General features: G+C 53.1%; 1 rRNA gene. It reads left to right on the plus strand.

Annotated features, from left to right (window positions below):
- Window positions 1-1064 (plus strand): 23S ribosomal RNA (locus tag ABTW55_RS14390); the annotation flags it as partial.

Below are 1064 nucleotides of genomic sequence, written 5' to 3' on the forward strand. Positions count from 1 at the left end.
GCGGATGGAGCTGAAGCCAGTCGAAGATACCAGCTGGCTGCAACTGTTTAATAAAAACACAGCACTGTGCAAACACGAAAGTGGACGTATACGGTGTGACGCCTGCCCGGTGCTGGAAGGTTAATTGATGGGGTCAGCCGCAAGGCGAAGCTCTTGATCGAAGCCCCAGTAAACGGCGGCCGTAACTATAACGGTCCTAAGGTAGCGAAATTCCTTGTCGGGTAAGTTCCGACCTGCACGAATGGCGTAATGATGGCCAGGCTGTCTCCACCCGAGACTCAGTGAAATTGAACTCGCTGTGAAGATGCAGTGTACCCGCGGCAAGACGGAAAGACCCCGTGAACCTTTACTATAGCTTGACACTGAACATTGAGCCTTGATGTGTAGGATAGGTGGGAGGCTTTGAAGCGTGGACGCCAGTCTGCGTGGAGCCATCCTTGAAATACCACCCTTTAATGTTTGATGTTCTAACTCTGCCCCATAATCTGGGGTGAGGACAGTGTCTGGTGGGTAGTTTGACTGGGGCGGTCTCCTCCCAAAGAGTAACGGAGGAGCACGAAGGTTAGCTAATCACGGTCGGACATCGTGAGGTTAGTGCAAAGGCATAAGCTAGCTTGACTGCGAGAGTGACGGCTCGAGCAGGTACGAAAGTAGGTCTTAGTGATCCGGTGGTTCTGAATGGAAGGGCCATCGCTCAACGGATAAAAGGTACTCCGGGGATAACAGGCTGATACCGCCCAAGAGTTCATATCGACGGCGGTGTTTGGCACCTCGATGTCGGCTCATCACATCCTGGGGCTGAAGTAGGTCCCAAGGGTATGGCTGTTCGCCATTTAAAGTGGTACGCGAGCTGGGTTTAGAACGTCGTGAGACAGTTCGGTCCCTATCTGCCGTGGGCGTTGGAAGATTGAGAGGGGTTGCTCCTAGTACGAGAGGACCGGAGTGAACGCACCACTGGTGTTCGGGTTGTCATGCCAATGGCATTGCCCGGTAGCTAAGTGCGGAAAAGATAAGCGCTGAAAGCATCTAAGCGCGAAACTTGCCTCAAGATGAGTCTTCCCTGG

The sequence above is a fragment of the Serratia sp. SM04 genome (genome assembly GCF_040280225.1).
Classification (GTDB): domain Bacteria; phylum Pseudomonadota; class Gammaproteobacteria; order Enterobacterales; family Enterobacteriaceae; genus Serratia; species Serratia sarumanii.